The organism is Campylobacter sp. US25a, from assembly GCF_004379075.1.
Lineage (GTDB): Bacteria > Campylobacterota > Campylobacteria > Campylobacterales > Campylobacteraceae > Campylobacter_D > Campylobacter_D jejuni.
In genome coordinates this window covers 56,898-76,194 of the sequence record NZ_RYYM01000010.1, presented here as the reverse complement: position 1 = coordinate 76,194, position 19,297 = coordinate 56,898, and the positions used below count along the sequence as shown (strand labels likewise).

General features: G+C 31.2%; 19 protein-coding genes and 3 pseudogenes. 5 read left to right on the top strand and 17 right to left on the bottom strand.

Annotation, left to right across the window (positions count from 1 at the left end; translation table 11 throughout):
* Positions 1 to 361: 361 nt before the first annotated feature.
* Positions 362 to 736 carry a hypothetical protein gene (locus ELQ12_RS10685; protein ID WP_243834135.1) on the bottom strand — a complete coding sequence of 125 codons (375 nt, stop codon included), beginning with the start codon at positions 734 to 736 and terminating at the stop codon, positions 362 to 364.
* A 129-nt stretch (positions 737 to 865) separates the two neighbouring features.
* Between ELQ12_RS10685 and ELQ12_RS07810 the strand changes: the two genes are divergently transcribed.
* Both ELQ12_RS07810 and ELQ12_RS07805 read left to right on the top strand, forming a co-directional pair.
* Positions 866 to 1,720 (top strand): hypothetical protein, encoded by an 855-nt coding sequence (locus ELQ12_RS07810; protein ID WP_002860900.1) that lies wholly within the window; start codon positions 866 to 868, stop codon positions 1,718 to 1,720.
* Positions 1,705 to 2,304 (top strand): C39 family peptidase, encoded by a 600-nt coding sequence (locus tag ELQ12_RS07805; RefSeq protein ID WP_070261580.1) that lies wholly within the window; start codon positions 1,705 to 1,707, stop codon positions 2,302 to 2,304. The genes ELQ12_RS07810 and ELQ12_RS07805 overlap by 16 nt, the downstream gene beginning before the upstream one ends.
* A 48-nt stretch (positions 2,305 to 2,352) precedes the next feature.
* Here ELQ12_RS07805 and fliY read toward each other — a convergent pair whose 3' ends face one another.
* The 8 genes from fliY to aroQ are packed head-to-tail and all read right to left on the bottom strand — an operon-like array spanning position 2,353 to position 8,597.
* Complete coding sequence (gene fliY, locus ELQ12_RS07800) at positions 2,353 to 3,195, bottom strand: flagellar motor switch protein FliY (RefSeq protein WP_002860902.1); 843 nt, start codon at positions 3,193 to 3,195, stop codon at positions 2,353 to 2,355.
* A complete protein-coding gene (fliM, locus tag ELQ12_RS07795; protein ID WP_002851710.1) occupies positions 3,192 to 4,271 on the bottom strand; it encodes a flagellar motor switch protein FliM in 1,080 nt (359 codons plus the stop codon). Before fliM ends, fliY begins: the two co-directional genes overlap by 4 nt.
* Positions 4,271 to 4,963 (bottom strand): RNA polymerase sigma factor FliA, encoded by a 693-nt coding sequence (locus tag ELQ12_RS07790; protein ID WP_002871494.1) that lies wholly within the window; start codon positions 4,961 to 4,963, stop codon positions 4,271 to 4,273. Before ELQ12_RS07790 ends, fliM begins: the two co-directional genes overlap by 1 nt.
* Positions 4,944 to 5,300 (bottom strand): hypothetical protein, encoded by a 357-nt coding sequence (locus tag ELQ12_RS07785; RefSeq protein ID WP_002854547.1) that lies wholly within the window; start codon positions 5,298 to 5,300, stop codon positions 4,944 to 4,946. The genes ELQ12_RS07790 and ELQ12_RS07785 overlap by 20 nt, the downstream gene beginning before the upstream one ends.
* Positions 5,301 to 5,318: 18 nt before the next feature.
* On the bottom strand, positions 5,319 to 6,185 hold the full coding sequence (gene flhG / locus ELQ12_RS07780) for a flagella biosynthesis ATPase FlhG (protein WP_052858893.1): 867 nt from the start codon (positions 6,183 to 6,185) through the stop codon (positions 5,319 to 5,321).
* Entirely contained in the window at positions 6,178 to 7,632 is a 1,455-nt protein-coding gene (gene flhF / locus ELQ12_RS07775; RefSeq protein WP_002871493.1) for a flagellar biosynthesis protein FlhF, read from the bottom strand. The genes flhG and flhF overlap by 8 nt, the downstream gene beginning before the upstream one ends.
* A 9-nt stretch (positions 7,633 to 7,641) precedes the next feature.
* A complete protein-coding gene (gene folK / locus ELQ12_RS07770) occupies positions 7,642 to 8,115 on the bottom strand; it encodes a 2-amino-4-hydroxy-6-hydroxymethyldihydropteridine diphosphokinase (protein WP_002851803.1) in 474 nt (157 codons plus the stop codon).
* Positions 8,116 to 8,117: 2 nt separating this feature from the next.
* The gene (aroQ, locus tag ELQ12_RS07765; protein ID WP_002860905.1) at positions 8,118 to 8,597 is read right to left on the bottom strand and encodes a type II 3-dehydroquinate dehydratase; all 480 of its coding nucleotides are present in this window, start codon (positions 8,595 to 8,597) and stop codon (positions 8,118 to 8,120) included.
* Positions 8,598 to 8,687: 90 nt separating this feature from the next.
* Here aroQ and ELQ12_RS07760 point away from each other — a divergent pair, with 90 nt between their 5' ends.
* The 3 genes from ELQ12_RS07760 (at position 8,688) to ELQ12_RS07750 (ending at position 11,911) form a co-directional block, all read left to right on the top strand.
* Entirely contained in the window at positions 8,688 to 9,917 is a 1,230-nt protein-coding gene (locus ELQ12_RS07760) for a metal-dependent hydrolase (RefSeq protein ID WP_044779858.1), read from the top strand.
* A complete protein-coding gene (gene sppA / locus ELQ12_RS07755) occupies positions 9,905 to 10,801 on the top strand; it encodes a signal peptide peptidase SppA (protein ID WP_044779857.1) in 897 nt (298 codons plus the stop codon). The genes ELQ12_RS07760 and sppA overlap by 13 nt, the downstream gene beginning before the upstream one ends.
* A 78-nt stretch (positions 10,802 to 10,879) precedes the next feature.
* Positions 10,880 to 11,911 carry a Cj0069 family protein gene (locus tag ELQ12_RS07750; RefSeq protein ID WP_002933934.1) on the top strand — a complete coding sequence of 344 codons (1,032 nt, stop codon included), beginning with the start codon at positions 10,880 to 10,882 and terminating at the stop codon, positions 11,909 to 11,911.
* A 241-nt stretch (positions 11,912 to 12,152) separates the two neighbouring features.
* Here ELQ12_RS07750 and ELQ12_RS10680 read toward each other — a convergent pair.
* The 8 genes and pseudogenes from ELQ12_RS10680 to ELQ12_RS07700 all read right to left on the bottom strand — a co-directional run bounded on the left by ELQ12_RS10680 (position 12,153) and on the right by ELQ12_RS07700 (position 19,149).
* Positions 12,153 to 12,719: pseudogene (locus ELQ12_RS10680) on the bottom strand (hemerythrin family protein).
* A gap of 189 nt (positions 12,720 to 12,908) precedes the next feature.
* On the bottom strand, positions 12,909 to 13,565 hold the full coding sequence (locus ELQ12_RS07735; RefSeq protein WP_044779855.1) for a lactate utilization protein C: 657 nt from the start codon (positions 13,563 to 13,565) through the stop codon (positions 12,909 to 12,911).
* A complete protein-coding gene (locus ELQ12_RS07730) occupies positions 13,558 to 14,997 on the bottom strand; it encodes a LutB/LldF family L-lactate oxidation iron-sulfur protein (RefSeq protein ID WP_070261578.1) in 1,440 nt (479 codons plus the stop codon). Before ELQ12_RS07730 ends, ELQ12_RS07735 begins: the two co-directional genes overlap by 8 nt.
* Positions 14,994 to 15,734 carry a (Fe-S)-binding protein gene (locus ELQ12_RS07725; RefSeq protein WP_079396804.1) on the bottom strand — a complete coding sequence of 247 codons (741 nt, stop codon included), beginning with the start codon at positions 15,732 to 15,734 and terminating at the stop codon, positions 14,994 to 14,996. Before ELQ12_RS07725 ends, ELQ12_RS07730 begins: the two co-directional genes overlap by 4 nt.
* A gap of 120 nt (positions 15,735 to 15,854) precedes the next feature.
* On the bottom strand, positions 15,855 to 17,537 hold the full coding sequence (locus tag ELQ12_RS07720; RefSeq protein ID WP_070285798.1) for an L-lactate permease: 1,683 nt from the start codon (positions 17,535 to 17,537) through the stop codon (positions 15,855 to 15,857).
* 171 nt (positions 17,538 to 17,708) lie between these two features.
* Positions 17,709 to 18,275, bottom strand: a pseudogene (locus tag ELQ12_RS07715) (cytolethal distending toxin subunit A/C).
* Between the two features lie 10 nt (positions 18,276 to 18,285).
* Positions 18,286 to 18,950 (bottom strand): annotated as a pseudogene (locus ELQ12_RS10395) (cytolethal distending toxin subunit B family protein); the annotation flags it as partial.
* A gap of 10 nt (positions 18,951 to 18,960) precedes the next feature.
* On the bottom strand, positions 18,961 to 19,149 hold the full coding sequence (locus ELQ12_RS07700) for a toxin (RefSeq protein WP_070210682.1): 189 nt from the start codon (positions 19,147 to 19,149) through the stop codon (positions 18,961 to 18,963).
* Between the last annotated feature and the right edge of the window lie 148 nt (positions 19,150 to 19,297).

Below are 19,297 nucleotides of genomic sequence, written 5' to 3'. Positions count from 1 at the left end.
GAAATTAAATTTTTTTATCACGGAATTAAAATAATCATCATCGTTTTTAAGCACAGATTTTTTATTGTTCGTGTTATTGCTTAGATAATTAATATTTGTATATTGAGTATCAAAATTTACCATAGAAAACCCTTTTTTTATGATATTTTATTAAAATAATCTTGGATTCCAACCACCCATAGCATCTTGTATAGAATTTTGATATTTATAAGCAATTTCTCTCATGATTGTATTATTATTTAACATAGGACTAGAATTATATTGATATATTTGTCCATTCTTTACATTATAAACACCGACTCCATAAGTAAATAAAACATAAGGCTGTCCTAAATTTGAGTATTTTATTTGTCTTTTTACCTTATATTACAGGACGATATTCAGCAGGAGAATTAGCACTCGCTTGCAACCAAGAAATTAATCTATCTCTACTAGGGTTTGAGCATTTTTCATCTCCTGCACCACATAGACCCTTGTTAAGATTGCTAAGTTCGTATTCTGAAAAATCTGCAATTGCATAAACTTCTGAAATTAAATTTGGACGATCTTTAAAAAATTTAAAACCGACTAAATACCCACCCTTAACTTGTTTCATCTCATCTAAATTAAGAGCTTTAACCCCTTGAGAGTTATCACTTAAAGCACCATTACTAACTTTAGCTAAAAAATCCCCAGCAAAAGCAGAACTAGCTAACAAAGAACCTAAAATCAATGAACTTGCTAATTTTTTAAGCATAATTTCTCCTTATTTAATTATTTTACTCTTTATTTGAATAATATCACAAATTATATATTAAAATCAAATTTTTTTATTTGGAACATTCATTGCTTTTAAAAAAATTTGAAAATATTTAGAAAGGCAACAATGAAAAAGATTTGTTTAGCATTTATGGTTTTAGTTAATTGTGTTTTTGCTAGTGATGAACTAAATATAGACAGTTTATTTAAAAAGCAAATAGGCTTAAGAAGCATTACAAGCTTTTCTTTGCTTAGCACAGGAAATGCAAACTCGTATTCTCTTTATCCTAATATAACAATAGGCGGAGATCCTACAATTTGGAATGATACAAAGCAAGTGTTTTTAACTCAAACTTTCATTTATACCATAACACCTAAGTTTGACATACTTATTTCAGGGGGCGGAAGTTATGCAAGACAAGAATATACAAACTTTTTTACAAATGAGTATTCTAGTAAAAACAGAATAGGTTTTGATAATTTATGGCTAGGTTTTATTTATACAGGCGATAGCATTGCAGATTTAATTCCACAAATTACCTTTCAAACTGCAGTCGTTCAAAGAGAAAAAGCAATCAATCAAACCAAAAACTTTTATCTAAAATCACAAAGCTTACAAGCTAGTTTAAGGGGATATAGCGATCCTGTGGTTTATAGTATTTATACAGGATTTGGTTATAATCAATCAAGAAAATTTAAAACCCTTAAAATAGAGTATGGAAATAGTATTTATGTGGGTGGGGATTTATCTATTATTCTAAGTCCTAAAATTACTTTAGATTTAGGAGCAGAGCAAAGATTTCAAACCGAGCAAAAAATCAATGGTTATCAAAATTCTGAAGTGCGTTCTATTCCAACTTTAAGTTTAGGTTCTACTTATAGCATTAATTCAGATACCGCAGTTTCTGTTAATGCTAGTTTTGGAGGAAGCTCTGCTTCTCCTGATAGCATATTTGGGATAAGCTTATGGAAAAAATTCTAAAAATTTTATTATTTTTACCCATTCTTACTTTGAGTGCAAAAGCGGAATGGGTAGTTAAATCCTATCAAGAAATTAAAAACGAAAGAGTAATAAGACAAACTTATGAGCAATCTTGTGGGGCTTCATCTTTAGCAACTTTACTTAATATACTTGATGATCAAAAAAAGTTTGATGAACTTGAACTTTTAAAGATTATGAGCGGACAAGAACTTTATACGGATATGGTAAGCTTTGCAGATTTAAGCGATGCAGTTAAAAAACTGGGCTTTCAAAGCAATTCATATCAAATCAATAGAGAAAACTTGGATAAACTTGTAAATATTCCAATGCTTGTAAAAATTGAAGATGATCCACGCTTTCCACATTTTGTTATAATTATCAATCATAAAGGTAATTATTTACAAGTGCTTGATCCAAGTCATGGAGAATATATAAGTTCTAAAAGTCAATTTTTTAGTATTTGGGATAGATATAATAAAGGTGGTTATGCTTTAATTGTTGCTCCTAAAAAAGAGCTAAAACCTTTTAAGTTAAATACTCCAAAATCTTTACATTTTGATTTCAGCCCTTTTAGTTTGTTTTAGTTTTAATTCGTTTATATTTATTATTCTTAATTTGTAGGCTAAAACTTTTTATCTTAGTTGTTCTAATCTTTCTTTTTTAGAACCAATTTCTGTAATTTGAACGCCGAAGTTACCATCGACAATTACTACCTCGCCATAAGCAATTCTTTTATCTCCGATTAAAATTTCAAGCGGATCGTTTGCAAGTTGATTAAGCTCCACAACTGAACCTATATCCATAGTTAAAACATCTTTTAAAAGCATTTTTTTATTGCCTATACGCACACGCACAGGCAAACGAACATCCATGATAAGATTGATATTTTTAAGTTCTTCGCTAAGCATTATCGCTTTTTCTTCAGCGTTGTGATTAGAATCAGTGCTTGTATTTCCTGTTTCAGCAGGTTTTCCACTTAGAATGTTGTGAAGTGTTTGATCCATGGCTAAAGAAACTTGTTCTTCTAAATCGCCTATTTTTACATCATATAAAAATAATTTTTTAAAATCTTTAAAATCTACGCTTTCAGGCACAAATTCACAAGATTCTATACTAAAATCCATTTTTGGAATGTCTTTTTGAGCTCCTAAAGTTGTAGAAAATGCTGAAATGATATTTTGGATGGCTTCTTTAGCTGCATCCATTTCATCAGGACCTAGTTTATCGTTTTTGGTGATCTCTTCTTCGCCCATCATCCATTCACCAATAGCACTCATTAAAACAGCACCGGCTAAAATTCCTATTTTTCCACCATTTGCTATATCAAATATAGCATACACTAAAGGTGCTTTTAAAGTATCACTTGCATTGACATCAAATTCTTTATATTCGCTAAATTCAGCACTTTTTCCTGTTAAACCTTCAATGGTGCTGATGCATTCATTTGTAAACATTTTTAAAAAATCATTGATCATATTTCTTCATCCTCCTCTTCAGGCTCATCATAAACACTAGCTTTAGCTTTACGTTCTTCTTCGTATTTTTCCAAAATTTCTTTGATTTCATCTTTATCTGTGCGTATGAGTTCTAAAATTTTAATAGATTTTCTAAAACGATGCAATCCAATTTGTGCTAAGAAAACATCTTTTTTATCGATGCTTACTATAGCTTTATCATCTGCTTCTCTATCAAGCCTTAAAATATCGCCTTGTTTAAGTTCTAAAAATTCATGAACATTAATTAAGGTTTTTCCTAAAATTGCCTCATATACCACTTCAGCACGACCGATTAAAGTTTTAAGTTCTTTGTTACGTGATTTTTTGGCTGAGGTTTCACCCATCATAATATCGCGGTTTGCCAAACGGCTTAATATACTTTCTAAATGCACTACAGGATAGCAGATATTTACCATACCGCTTGAATTTCCTATGATGATTTCCATTACCACCATGATAACAATCTCATTTTGAGATACGATTTGTACAACATTTGGACTTGATTCTTTAGCTTCAATACTAGGATAAATTTCAGTTACAGTAGCCCAGCTTTCTTTAAGTCTTTGCATAATGATACGCAAAATAGAATCAAGCAAATTAAGCTCAATATCCGTAAGCTCACGCGAAGCTTCATAGCTATCACCTTGACCACCTAAAAGCCTGTCTATCATAGGAAAAGCTATGCTTGGATTGATTTCTAAAACACAGTTTCCATCTAAAGGTTTGATAGAAAAAACGTTAAAACTTGTTGGGCTTGGCAAAGACATTAAAAACTCTCCATAAGTCATTTGATCGACTGAATGAAGTTTAGTTTCAACAATACTTCTCATCATCGATGAAATTTGAGAGGCTAAATTTCTTGCTAATTTATCATGTATGCCTTTAATCGTCCTAAGTTGTTCTTTTGAAACTCTGTTTGGACGCTTAAAATCGTATACAACGATATTTCTTTCATCTTTTTCATCTTTTGAATTTGAGGCTATGGGTGTGTCGGTGTTATCATCAACAACTTCAAGCAGGGCATCAATTTCTTCTTGGGAAAGTATCTCAGCCATTACATTAGCCTTTCTCTAAGTTTTTTAAGAAGTTTTTTGTGAATTTGTGAAATTCTACTTTCACTGATTTGTAAAATTTCACTGATTTCTTTTAGGCTTAATTCTTCATAATAATAAAGCTGAATGATTAACTGATCGCGCTCTTTAAGATCATCTAGCACTTCGTGAATTTTTTCTAAAAGTTCTTCTTTTTCAATTTTTTCTAAAGTATTGTCTTCGTTGTAAAGTTCGATTTGCTCATCGATGGGCAGGGTATAGCTAATAGCATGAGCTGTTCTTACTTCTTTGATTTTTTCTACATCCAAATCAAGTTTTTTGGCTAGATATTCATCATCAGGTTCGCATTCATGCTCAAGGAAATATTCATCCATGATTACATCAATATCTTTAATAATTTTGCGATTATTGCGACTCATTACATCAAGACTTCTAAGATAATCAAGCATAGAGCCATTAACTCTTTTTCTTGCAAAACCCCAGAAGTTATCATTTTGTTCTTTATCGTAACGGCGTGAAAGCTTTATCATTTCTTCAACGCCTATGCTAATAAGATCATTAACATCTATGCTTGAAGGCAAGCGTTCTTTTAGTCTAAAAGCCATAGCACGCAGAGCTGGCATGTAAGAAAGCACAAGCTCATCTTGCTCTTTCTTTAGCATTTGTGCATAAGCTTTAGGCGGCTCTTTTAGCATTTCTTCGTCTTTCTTTGGATTCATTTTTCTTTAGCTCTTCTCTTTCTTCATTGAGCTTTTCTAAAATTATATCCATTTTCTTTTCACGAATAACTAAATCGTTGATAATATTATTGCTAGTTTTTTCATAATCGTGTTTATTAAAGATTCTACCGCTAATTTTCTTTACATCTATAAAATTCATAATGGCAATATGAACAAAAACATAAAACATAAAAGTAATAAAACAAGTAAAAATCAGTATATCAAAGGCTTCATCTATACTAATAATGCTAAATGCAAGTCCTATAAAAAATCCACAAACAGTAAAAAATGCTACGTAATTTTCTGGCCTCATAATCTCTTCTCTTTATTGCTAAAATCTTTCAATAATTTTTCTAAAAAAACTTGAAAAACTACGATTTGAAACATTATCAAGCACTTTCCGTTCCAATCTATATAAAAGCTTGGAAGCTAGGGCTTTAAGCTCATCACTTGAGGCTGTGTTTTCATCGCTAAATAAAGTTCTTTTTTTAATACTACCACTTACATCTTTAGAAGCGCTTAAATGACCTAAGAATTCTAAATTTAAAGGATTTTTAATGTTTGCATCTGCAACTTTTTTAATATTTTCAAACACTTTTAAAGCTTCATTTTCGTTTTTTACAACATTAAAGAGCATTAGTAAATTTTCTTTTGTCTTAGAAGTTGTTTTTATGGTTGCATACGCATCAGTGATTGCTGCAGGATCAGGAACAGTTACTACTATAACTTCATCAGCCATTTCTAAAAAATTTAAAATATTTCCACCAATACCCGCGCCTGTGTCGATAATAAGAAAATCAAGCTCATCTAAAATACTTGCTTGATTTAAAAATCTCTCGTAAATATTTTTATCATTATATTTTAAAATCTCATCTCCACTTTCGCCTGGGATGAGCCATAAATTTGGCTTAACTTCTATTAAAATGTCTTCCAAGGAGCATTCTCCGCGTAAAACATGTAAAAGATTTTTTTGTATGCGTACATTTAAAATGACATCCAAATTTGCCAAGCCAATATCAGCATCAAAAAGCCCAACTTTATAGCCATTATTTGCTAAAACATTGGCTAGATTTGCGCTAATCGTACTTTTTCCAACGCCACCTTTTCCACTTGTAATAGCTATAAAATGAGTGTTTTGGGATTTTTTGGTTCCATTTTGACTCATGAGATTGTGAAGTTTATTTGCTTGGTTATTCATTATTTTTTCCTTTGTTAAACCCTTCTAAAATACAATGAACTAGAAAATCACTATTGGCTACTTCTAAATCATCTGGCACTTCTTGTCCTGTAGAGAAAAAGCTTAGAGGAATATTTGTTTCATAAATAAGAGAGAAGATATTTCCAAAAACCTTTGTTTCATCAAATTTAGTAATAATCAAAGTATCAATATTTAAGAATGAAAAATTTTTATAAATTTCCATTAAATCTTCATGTTTGGTGTTTGCAGAAACCACTAAATTTACATCAATTTCTGCATTTGAGTGCATTAAAAATTCTTTAGTTTTAGCAAGTTTACTTTGATCGTATTGTGAATTTCCTATAGTATCAACTAAAATTACTTCGCAATTATTTAAGCTTTTTATCGCTTCATCTAAATCCTTTGGTTCTATGCTATCAATAATAGGAAGTTTCATCATTTTTGCATACTGAAAAAGTTGCTCAACCGCACCGATTCTATAAGTATCAAGCGTAATAATACCTGTTTTATAACGCTTATCTCCATAAGCATAGCGAAAAGCTAACTTAGCTAAGGTTGTTGTTTTTCCGACTCCTGTTGGGCCCACTAGCATCATGATTTTTTGTTTTTTTATATCGCTTTCAACGCGACAAGGCAAGATATTTCTTAAAAGTGAATGAAAATATCTTTGAACCGCATCTTTGTTGGTTTTCATAGCAGCTGGCATATTTTCTATAGTTGCTTTCATAATCGCTTCTAGATGATTTTCAAGCATTCCACTTTCTTTGGCTTGTTTATAAATACTTGCAAATTCAGGAGGTATCATAAGATTTTTTCTAGCTTCAGCTTTATCGTCCCACATCATATCTGCAAGAAGATCTATTTTATCGTTAAGCTTGTTGATTTGTTTTTCAAATTGCTTTTCAAAATTTTCTATTTTTTTATTATAATTTGGATTAGGGGTGTAATTTTCTAAAGGTGTGTTTGTGACTTTAGAAATTTCATTGCTGACTTCACTTAGTTTTTCTTTAAAATCATCAAAGCCTAGAGTCTTATTTTGATGAGGGTTGATTTTGTTTTGTGGAAAATCTTGATAGGTTTTTTTAGTTAAGTCATTGTTTTTTACAGTGTTTAAATTTGTATTTAAGCGAGTGTTTGAGAAATCCAAGACTACATCTTCATCTTCTTGAGGGATTTGAGATCTAATTTTTTCTTCTGTAAGAGAGGTAGAAGATGGTTTTGGCGAGCTTTTTTTTGCAGGTAAAGATTTTCCTTGTTTTTTTAAGTGTTCTTCATAGTCGCTTTCTTCTATGGCTACCATAACCTCATAAAGCGCACTGCGATTTAAGGTTTTAGGACGAATTTGTTTATTTGTTATAATTAAAGCTTTATCTCCGTAATCTTCTTTTACTTTGGGTATAATTTGTTCTGTATCTTCAACAGTAAAAGTATGTATAAGTTGTCCCATTTATATTCCTTATATCATGCCTAAAGGCAAAATTACACTCACTCTTTCTTTAGCCCCTTTATGAGGCACCTCACACCACTTATCACGCTTGACTTTTTGTGAAAAATATAAAAGATCTAAATCAAGCGTTCTAGGAGCGTTTTTGAAAGTTCTCTTGCGTTTAAATTTTACTTCATAATAAAGTAAAACTTTCAAAAGCGCTCGTGCATGCAAATTAGTTTGTATCAACATAACAGCATTGGTAAAATCTTTTTGCTCTTTAAAACCAAAGGCTTCATTTATCAACATAGGAGATGTGGATAAAATTTTAAATCTTTTATCATCCATCATTACTCGAAAAAGCATATCAAATCTTTTTTTTTCGGGCTCTATATTGCTTCCTAAGCCTATAAGAGCTAAATATTTAAAAGATCGTATATTTTGACTAAAAAAAGGAAAAAAACGACTTTTTTCAAAGTGTTTTACTCCTTGAATTTTTAGCATTATTATTTATTCGTTTGTTGTGCTTGTTGCATTGCGTGCAAATTTTTTATTTGTTCACAAATTTGAATTACACCCATTAAAGCCAAGTGATAGCCAAAAGGACCAAAACCAACAATAGTTCCAGAGCATACAGGCGCTATAAGACTTTTTTGGCGAAATTCTTCTCTGCGATAAACATTGCTAATATGCACTTCAATTGTAGGCAAAGCTACCGCTGCAATAGCATCTCGAATAGCTATTGAAGTATGAGTATAGCCTGCTGCATTGATAATAATTCCATCAACTGTTCCAAGGCATTCTTGAATTTTGTCTACGATTTCACCTTCAAAATTACTTTGGAAAAAGTCAAGTTCTACATTGCTTTGAGTGGCAGCTATTTTCATTTGCTCATGAATTTGCTCCATTTTCATAGCACCATAAATTCCCACTTCTCTTACGCCAAGCATATTAACATTTGGGCCTTGGATAATCATTATTTTCATGGATTTAACCTTAAAAATTTATTTTTAACCTTATATTATAACATTTTAAAAATAAATTTTTGCTACAATGTAATTTTTGAAAGGAAAATCGTGTTTATAGCTGCTGCAAGATATCTTTTTTTATGTGATGAAGATTTTACGATACTAGAAAATCAAGCCTTTGTTTTTGAAGATAAAATTTTAGAATTAGGTAAATTGGATAATTTAAGAAAAAAATATCCTAAGGCTAAAATCATCAAAACACCTAAAAATTCGGTTATTTTACCTACTTTTATAAATCCTCACACACACTTAGAATTTAGTGCAAATTCAACAACTTTGCATTTTGGAGAATTTTTAACTTGGCTTAAAAGTGTTATAAATTCTCGTTCCATGTTAAATGCGCAGGCCAAAGAAGAATTAATACTTCAAAGCATTAAAAAAATGCAAAAAAGCGGCATAGGCACCATAGGTGAAATTTCAAGTTTTGGGAGTGATTTAGATCCTTGTTTAAAGGCTAGTCAAAAGGGTATACGTGTAGTATTTTTTAATGAAATTCTAGGCACAAATGAAAATCAAGTTGAAGATAAAAAACAAGAATTTTTAAAAAGATTTGAAAATTCTTCGAAATTTAAAAATGATTTTTTTATCCCAGCAATTTCGATTCATTCTCCTTATTCAACTCATCCTAGTTTGGCTCATTTTGCTCTTGATTTAGCTAAAAAGCAAAATTTACTAGTTAGTACGCATTTTTTAGAAAGTAAGGCTGAAAATATCTGGCTTAGAGAGTCTAAAGGGAGGTTTAAAAAATGGCTTGAAAATTTCACACTTCATCCTAAGCCTCTTTATACACCAAAGGATTTTGCTAAACTCTTTAAAGGAGTAAGGACTCTTTTTACGCATTGTGTTTATCTAAAAGAATATGAATGGTTAGATAAAAATTTACATTCTATTACACATTGTGCATTTTCAAATCGTCTTTTAAGTCAAAAAAGCTTAGATTTAAAAACGGCTTTAAAAAGTGGATTAAATATCCATTTAGGAACCGATGGACTTAGCTCAAATATTTCATTGTCCTTACTTGATGAAATGCGCGCGAATTTGCTTATACATAAGAATTTTGATTTATTAGAGTTAGCATCTAAGCTTTTGCAAATGGTAACACTTTATCCTGCAAGGGCTTTAAATTTAAATTTAGGAGAGCTTAAAAAAGGTAAAATTGCTGATTTTAGCGTATTTGAGCTAGGAGAATGTGATAAAAAGCAAGCTCCTTTGCAGTTTATTTTAAATGCTAAGGAAGTGGATAAATTATTTATAAAAGGAAAAGAATGCAAATTTTAAAATCATTTTTTAAGGCTTTAGGGTGTGGAATAAAATTTATCAATACTTATTTTAAAACCTTTGTTTTATTGTTGATTGTTATATGGATTTTAATGCCTAGTGCAAATTCAAGCTCCAATCTTGCAAATTTAGAACGCATTGATTTAAAGGGTGAAATTTTTGATAGCTCTGCGGTTTTAGAAAAAATTATCAATACTAAAAATGATAGCAATATCAAAGGAGTGCTTTTTGTTATAGACTCTCCTGGTGGAGCTTTTGCTCCTAGTATGGAACTAGCTCTAGCTATAAAGGATTTAAAAATTAAAAAGCCCGTGCTTGTCTATGCAAGCGGAACTATGGCAAGTGGAAGTTATTTAGCAGGAGTTGGAGCCAATAAAATTTTAGCCAATCCGGCAAGTTTTATAGGCTCTATCGGTGTGATTATGCAAGGAGCTGATTTAAGTGGATTGGCTAATAAACTCGGTATTAAAGAACAAACTATTCAAGCAGGTGAATTTAAAAGTGCTGGAACTTTTGCAAGAGCTTGGAATGAGAATGAAAGAAATTTTTTACAGGGTTTAATTGATCAAAGTTATGATCTTTTTACAGGTTTTGTTGCTAAGGAAAGAGCATTAGATCTTAACAAAAAAGACCAATGGGCAAATGCAAGAGTGTTTTTAGCTGCCAAGGCTAAGGAGCTTGGTCTTATAGATGAGCTTAGTAATTATGAAAATGCTAAAAAGGAGCTTGAAAAACTTGCTAATGTTTCAAATCCCGTTTGGAAAGAAGAAAATAAGATTGATAAATTTCTTAACCGCCTAGAAGGACAAGTATCAAGCTTGATAAGTAAAAGCTTAATCGAAATCGCTTATAAGACTAATAGCAGTTTTATAAACGCTAGATAAAATATATAAATATTTTTATTTAATTTTTGTAATATTTTTATGCAATAATTATTTATATTTTAGATAAGGAGTAAAATAATGAAAAAAAATATTGTTTTTTTTGAAGTTAAAGGTGGGAGTGATAAAGGTGAAGATGGTTATAGAAAAGATACTATACCTATGGTAAATGCCTTAAAAGCTAAGGGTTGGAATGCTGAGGTGATTTTTTTTGAAGTGAGTAAAAAAGATGAAATTTACAAATATGTGAAAGAAAATTTTGATGGTTATGTTTCTCGCATCAATCCTGGTAATCTTAAAGAAGAAAATGAGTATTTTGATATGTTAAGAAAACTTTGTGCTGATAAGCTTGTAGGTATGCCTCATCCTGATGCTATGATAGGTTATGGTGCTAAAGATGCACTTACAAAATTAGCAGATACTGATCTTGTTCCAAGCGATACTTATGCTTACTATGATATTAAGACTTTTAAAGAAAATTTTCCAAAAAGTTTGGCTAAAGGTGAAAGGGTTTTAAAGCAAAATCGTGGCTCTACAGGAGAGGGAATTTGGCGTGTGAGTGTAGAGGGTAGCGTTAGTGGAGATAGTTTGCCTTTAAACACAAAAATCAAGTGTACGGAAGCTAAGGATAATCATGTAGAACATAGAGAGCTTGGGGAATTTATGGATTTTTGTGAGCAATATATCATAGGTGATAATGGTATGCTTGTGGATATGACTTTTTTACCGCGCATTAAAGAAGGTGAAATCAGACTTTTAATGCTTTATAACACTCCTGTAAATGTAGTACATAAAAAACCAGCCGAAGATGCCGATGCTTTTTCTGCTACGCTTTTTAGTGGGGCAAAATATCGTTATGATAAGCCAGAAGATTGGAAAACTTTGGTGGATATGTTTTTAGGCGAGCTTCCTAAGGTAAGGGAAAGATTAGGCAATTACGACTTACCATTGATTTGGACGGCTGATTTTATTTTAGATACTGATGAAAAGGGCAATGATAAATATGTTTTAGGCGAGATTAATTGTTCTTGTGTAGGCTTTACTTCTCATTTAGAGCTTGCTGATGAAGTGGCTTCAAATATTATTAATATTGTAAGTAAAACTAAGGCTTAGTTTTTAAGTTTAATGTCCATTTTATTATTGCAAAATGGACATTCTTTTTCTATTGTTTTTAAGTTTGAGCTATATTTTATTGGGAAAAAATTTTTACAAAACGAGCATTTTATATCTTTGGTTGGTACAGGATAGGAATAGTCAAATTTATCCAAAATAAAATATTTTATTTTTTATCCATTAAATTTCCTTCTTTGTCTAACTTATACTTTATTTATTATTTTAACGCATAAATAGTTAATTAGAAATTTTCTGAATATTTTTTATAAAACTGTATGGCTTCTTTACATTTTTTACATTTAAATTTTACACTCTTAAGTTGAATTTTTTGATGAATTCCAAAAGGTACATCATACATTTGTCCTATGCATTCACATGTATAAAGATAAACTGCATTTTCATCATCTTTTTCTTCTTTGACTTCTTCAAAGCTTACTTCCCCATCATCTTCAGAAGCTAAAGAAGATCTTCTGTATTGTTCAACTTTCATATCTTCATAGAGTATATGTTCTAAAAGCCATTTTTTAGAAACTGTGTAAAGCTTCTCTTTTAAATCATTAGTGGTTTTTATGTTTTGTATAAGATAAGACATATCATGAAGGATATTTTATGCATGATTTTGTGTTCATTTAAACAAGGATAATGAATTTATTGCATATAATCTTCTTCGTTGCTAAAATGTTCTTTTATTATAATTAAAAAGTTCTATTAAAATTTCTTTTAACTCATCTCTTTGAACAAATTTATAAACCATATTTTCTATTTTTGCTGCAAGTTCAAAAAGTTTTTGCTGTTGAATGTCAATCATTGTGTCATGAATACTGTATTTTTCATTCCAAGTTGGAATTAGTTTATCCAAAAGCACCTTCTTTAATTTTTGTATTTAAAATTAATTTCATATATTTGAGTGAAATATTATATTTTTTTTATATTTGTTAATATAAAAAATATATATAATTAATATTAAAAATTAAGACTTACTGATTCTAGTATAGAATCAGTAAATAATAATATGTGCAATTTGTGGCCCATGAACACCAAAAACAGTGATAAGTTCTATATCTGCTGTTCTTGAAGGCCCTGCTATAAATAAGATATTAGTAGGTAAGATTTCATTTTCTTTTTTTACCAAATTTAAAGCCTCGCTAAGACTTTTAACAACATTTTCTTTTTTAAGTAGCACTATACAAAGTTTAGGTGCAAGGCTTAGCATTCTAGGTTGAGTTTTGCTTGAAGGTACAAGTGCAACTCCGTGAGAGCTTACCCCTGCTCTTGCATGAATGATGGAAAAATCACTATGAAAAACCTCAGATCTTAAATTTTCGATTTCTTTATCAAAGCAAATCTTTTTTTCTGCTTTGATTTGTTCTAAATTTAAATTTAATTCCGCCCCATAAATCATACTTTTAAAGCTATATTTTGCGATAATTTCATTGATTTTTTCTTCTAAGGTGTCTTTTGTAGCATTTTCAACGATATATTTGTTATCACTCATTTTTTGTTTCATTTCTGCAAGCATATCTTGGGTGGTTTGGATATGTTCTACAGGATCTATACTTTCAATGCGTGTGAACGTTGTTTCTTTGTAAGCTTTTTTAAGATGTTCTAAAATGCTTGCTTTACTTTTGCTTGAAATTTCATCGATTTTACTCATAGCTTACTCCTTCTAGTTTTTGCACTTCTTTATAAAGATCCATTTTAATTTGAGGTAATTCTTTAAAAGCGTACCATTTTTTAATCACAGGCAAAACGCTTGCGAAATTTTGTACCGTCCAGTTAAAATAATGTGCTTTTGAAAGTGAAAAACGCCATTTATTACCATTGGTTGCGATATTTTTAAATTGTTTAAAAGCAAAGGCTTCTAAGGCATTGTGATGAACATTATTTGCTCCTAAAGGTGGATTTTTACCTTGTCCTATTTTATCACATCTTAATTTGCGAATAAGATCAGCCAAAGGAATTTGCACTGGACAAACTTCAGAACAACGCCCACAAAGTGAACAGAAATTTAAAATATCTCCTGTATGATCTATACCAAAAATATTAGGACTGATTACTTCTCCTATAGGTCCTGGATAAGTGGTTTGATAGGCATGTCCACCGATTTGATCATAAACAGGGCAAAAATTCATACAAGCCCCACATCGAATACAACGCAAAGCCTCATAATAATCCTCATGAGCTAACATTTTAGAGCGATGGTGATCAAATAAAATCACATGCACTTCTTTAGGACCATCTAAATCCCCATTTTTTCTAGGGCCTGTGATGATATTGTTATAAGTTGGTATAAATTGTCCTGTGGCTGAAGGAGTGAGTAAAGAAACCATAGTAGCCGCATCTTCAAAGCTTTCCATGACTTTTTCTATGCCGCAAAGTGCGATATGAATATCAGGTGCTGTAGTGCACATTCTACCGTTTCCTTCATTTTCTATAAGCCAAAAAGCCCCTTCTCTTGACATGGCAAAATTGACCCCACTAAGTCCAAGCTTTAAGCCTTCAAAATCTTTTCTTAAATGTTCTCTAGCTACCGCATTTAAACTTTCAGGTTCATCGTTCTCTAAATTTGCTCCTAATTTTTCTTTGAAAATTTCTCCGATTTCATGGCGGTTTCTATGTATAGCAGGTACAACTATATGTAAAGGAGGCTCTTCATTAAGCTGTAAAATAAGCTCTCCAAGATCGGTTTCTATAGCTTTTAAACCTTTTTTTTCTAGGTAGTGATTTAGGCCTATTTCTTCGCTTGCCATAGATTTACCTTTTAAAAGCTTGGTAATATTTTTTTCTTTCATGATTTCATAGACGATTTCACAGGCATCTTCATCACTACTTGCCCAATGCACTTTAATGCCATTTTTTGTAGCATTTTTTTCAAATTCTAAAAGCCTTTCTTCTAAACTCATTAAGGCATTGTTTTTAGCTTGTTTAGCTTTAGCTCTTAAACCCTGCCAGTCTTTAAATCTAGCATCAATAACATTGAGTCTATTTTTTTGTAAAGTATGCATGGCAGTCATTAAATTTTCTTGCATTTGCTTGTCATTGAGTTTAATTTGAACGATTTGTTCGTGAGGAATTTTTTGACTCATAGTCTTTCTCCTTCCAAGCGTTTAAGTAAAAAGTCATATAAATGTATGCCTTTTATATCTAAACCCATTCTTTTCATTGTGCCATCTATGTTTAAAAGACAACCTCCATCGCCACTGATGAGATATTTTGCACCGCTATTTTGTATATCTTTAATTTTACTTCTTACCATAGCATTTGAAATTTCAGGCTCTTTTACTGAAAAAGTTCCGCCAAAACCACAACATTCTTCCTCGTATTGAAGTTCTACTAATTCTACATTTTTTAGTTTTTTGATAAGATTTTTACTCGTTTGTATGCTTTTTTGCACTCTTAAAGCATGGCAATTAGAATGCCAAGTTACTTTTATAGGTGCACCTTTGTCTTCATAATCTACTTTTAAAACTTCATCAAGGTATTGTGAAAGTTCTATGACTCTAGAGCTAAAATCTTTGACTTTAGAAAATTCAGGTTTGTTTTTAAAAAGTTCTTTATAGTCATGACTCATCATACCCGCACAAGATCCGCTTGGCACAACGATGGGGTAATCTTTATCAAATAAATCCACATTATATAAAGCAATCTCACGACTTTCATCGAAATAACCTGAGTTAAAAGAAGGTTGAGCGCAACAGGTTTGATTTTTTTTAAAAATCACTTCAATACCTTCACGCCTTAAAAGTTTTATTGCATTTAAAACGCTTTGTTGCATAGCAGCACTTCCTAAGCATGTGGCGTAAAAATACACCTTTTTCATGATCTCTCCTTTTGGGATAATTTAGGATAAATATTCTAATCCTATAAAAATAAAAGCAAAGTAAATTTTCCAACAAATATTCTAAAAACGAATATTTGTTGAAGCAAAACTTAAATTTTTTAATTATTTCACTATAACTTCAGGGATGATTTCTTGTAAGAAAAAAGCTATAATGCAAGTCCAAATTCCTATTAAAATAATAAAAGCTACAGAATATTTTAATGTGAATTTGAAAAGATCAGATTCTTTTCCTACAAGCCCAACTGCTGCGCAAGCTATAGCAATGCTTTGTGGACTGATCATCTTTCCAACGACCCCACCTACTGAATTAGCTGCTAAAAATAAAGCTTCACTAACACCTAGTTTTTGAGCACTTACTTGTTGCAAGGTTCCAAAAAGTAAATTAGCACTTGTATCAGAGCCTGTTAAAAATACCCCTATCCAACCAATGATTGGTGAAAAGAAAGAAAAAGCATTACCTGTGTGTGCAAAAGCAAGCCCTAAGGTAGTGCTCATACCGCTATTTTTAGAAATAAAAGCAAAAGCCACAACCAAACCTATGGTAATACAAGGTATAGCCATTTCTTTTAAGGTAACCCAAAAGCATTCTGCAGCATCTTCGGCTTTGATTTTTAAAATAGCTATAGTTAGAAAAGCGGCAAGTAAAATCGCTGTTCCTGCTTGAGCTACGGTTTTTCCATTGATTAAATCTACGCCCAAGGCCAAAGATAAAGGCTTAGCTTCTCCTATGCCTGTGATAGAAGGGCTTAAAATTCCAGTTGTGATATTGCTAAATTGTAAAGTAATGCTTGTATAGCTTAAAATTCCGTCCTTATCAAAGAGAGCTTTAAACCAAGGTTGTGTCCAAATGATAATACAAACAATAAGTAAAATAAAAGGCGACCAAGCTTTTAAAATTTGATTAAAACTTAGAGTATTATCTTGAGTGAAATTACTTTCATTATCAAATCTAAAAATATTTTTTGGTTTCCAAAATTTTAAAAATATAGTTGTAACCGCTAAAGAAACCACAGCTGAAATAATATCAGGCAATTCCGCTCCTAAGTGATTTGAGCTTAAAAATTGAGTAGTTGTAAAGCTTAGCGCCGCAACTAAAATAGCTGGAAAAGTTTCTTTAACGCCTTTAAATCCATCCATTAAAAAAACTATGAAAAAAGGTATAGTAAGGCTTAAAGGAACTAGCATTCTACCTACCATGGCAGAAACTGAATGCTGTTCTATGCCGACAAGATTTGCCATAGCAATAATAGGAATTCCCACCGCACCAAAAGCAACAGGAGCGGTATTTGCGATAAGACAAAGCCCTGCAGCTTGCAAAGGACGCAAACCAAGTCCTACTAAAAGTGCAGCGGTTATAGCCACGGGGCCACCAAAACCTATAGCACCCTCTAAAAATGAACCAAAACAAAAACCTATTAAAATCACTTGAATTCTATGATCCGGAGTAATGCTCATCACGCTTTTTTTAATGATTTCAAAAGAACCCGACTTGATGGAAAGTTTGTAAAGAAAGATTGCCGCAATGATAATCCAAGCTATAGGCCACATACCATTTGTAAAGCCTTGAATAAAACTTGCACCCACTAAATTCCAAGGCATTTTATAGGCAAATAAAGCTACCAAAGTAGCAAGTATAACAGTTAAAAAACCTGCTTGATAACCTTTAAGTTTTAAAACAACCAAACAAACTAAAAAACATAGTATAGGTAAAAATGCCACTAAAGCACTTAGCCAAATGTTTGAAAAAGGGTCGTAAACTTGTTGCCATGTTAAAATTTGCTCCAATTTTTCCTCCTTGATAATTATTTATGTATAAATTTATTGTAACAAAAAATTAAATTAAAATAAAAAAATTATAGAGTAAAGTAAATTATATTGTGTTGTTATTGATTATTTTGTGTATTTTTGTAATATCATAAATATTAAATAAATATAAAAATAGAACAATAAAAAATCTTATTCTAAAGGGGTAGAAGCTGTTAAAGGTGGAGTTATAGTCATTAGTTCGTTTACTTCATAAAAAATTAGGATCTAAGGTGCAAGGGGCTATTCTAAAGCGTTTTTATGCAGGAATATTTGGATTAAAAAAGTTACCATACATTCATCAGATTCCAAAACTAAAGAACAAATTTGCACAGCTGAAGTTGCTGTTGGCATTATAGAAAATACAGTTTCTAATTTACCATCTTTTAGATCATCTTGACAAGATTTTGCTCCAAAGGTTCCATCTTCTAGGATGGCCAAACAAAGATCGCTTTCCTTTGGATTTGCAAATTGCACATAACCAAAAGGAAGTTCATTAGCTAATTTATCTTTTTGTTTTAACTCATTGCTTAAAACAATTTCTTTAATATTTCAATTTTGATCAATAGGATCTTTTGAGATATCTCTAAAGGCGCTTAAAAAAATTTCCGTTTCTAAATTTCTTATAGAAACCATTTTGGTAAAATCTTTCAAATCTCCAGTAGGAGTTGCAAAGGCTAAAGTTATAAACATAAAAAATAAAGCAACATTTTTTTTCATATTAAATGTCCTAAAATTTTCTAAAATTAACTGGAAAATGATCTTAAACTTGCAAGCATCAAAATCACAGCTAAAAGTGGTGGAGTATAGGCTTGTTGTCTGTTTAAATTTCCTGTAATTGCATAATCAATAGCCCCTCCGTTTGCTTGAGTTGCACTAGTTGGAAAAACCACTCTAATTTTATTTGCTAATCCTCTATCCACTGTATTTGTTATAGTAGAAGGATCACGGTTAAAATCCCCTGCTATCATCCAGTTAGCTTGAGGTATATTTACAAAATGTGTATTTATGGGCTGTGATAATTGCTCCTACATCTGTTCCTCCATTGGCTAAAGCATGGATATTGAAAAAAGCATCATTTCCATTGCGAATTCCTATAATGGGTCTTGAAACTGTAGTAGGTGGAGGTAAAACAATCACTTCTTCAGCTTGCATTCTTGAAACTATAGCTAAATTTACACGATTAGCTCCTACATCAACGCGAGAATAATAAATAAAAACCCTATCAGGTCTTGAAAGAGTCCTCAAATTCTACTCATATTCATCAATAGGCATTCCACTTTGTTGCACATGGCGTCCTATTGGAGTGGCTATTCTTAGTAAAGTTCCTATTTCTTGTATCATTAAGATATCTAAGGGGTTTGCTCCACTTGCAAGTTGTCTTATTGTATTATTGTTGATGCTACTAGTTAAAGGTGGGGTAAATAGGAGTAATAAGTACTAAATCAGCATTGCTAATTAAACTTGGAATTTCTTGATTGGTAGGAAAAATAGGTTCAAGTCCTAGTTTTAAAGAAAAAGAATTAGTATCTTCAAATTCTCCAAATGAACACCCCAAAGGATTTACATTTTCAAAATTTAGAAGAACATGCATTAAAGAAAAAAATCATAAAAAAAATAAAAACTTTAATTTTTTGCATTAAAAACCTTGATTATGTATTTAAATTTTTTAAGAAAATAATAACATAATTTTCATTATAATTTTCCGCTCCTTAAAATGTTTTATTTTGTTGTTTTTAAAG